1 protein-coding gene is annotated in these 449 nt (G+C 32.5%); it reads left to right on the forward strand.

Going from position 1 to position 449, the window contains the following annotated elements:
• Positions 1 to 449, forward strand: a 449-nt coding sequence (locus FUA24_RS20990; RefSeq protein ID WP_148545046.1) for a C40 family peptidase, incomplete at both ends; no start/stop codon positions are given.

The following is a 449-nucleotide window of genomic DNA, read 5'->3' on the forward strand; positions in this document are numbered from 1 at the left end:
ATACGATTAGATTTTGATGCTTATGAAGGTTGGATTGACAACAAACAGTACATTGAAATTTTAGAAGAAAACTACAAACAATTACAAGATAGTCCTCTAAAACTATCGTTAGATTTAGTAGAATTTATTCAAGATACCAACAACCAACTACACCCTATATTGTTAGGTTCATGTTTAAGTGGTTTACAGTTACTAAATCATACGTATGATGGCAACACAACACAAGGCCAAATAGCCAAAGAAAACATTATTACAACTGCTTTTTCATACCTAAATGCTCCGTATTTATGGGGCGGAAAAACACCTTTTGGTATAGATTGTTCTGGTTTTACTCAAATGGTTTACAAACTAAACGGATATAAATTATTAAGAGATGCTTCACAACAAGCAACACAAGGAGAAGCCCTAAGTTTTATTGAAGAAAGTGAACCTGGTGATTTAGCTTTTTT

This window comes from Seonamhaeicola marinus (assembly GCF_008085455.1).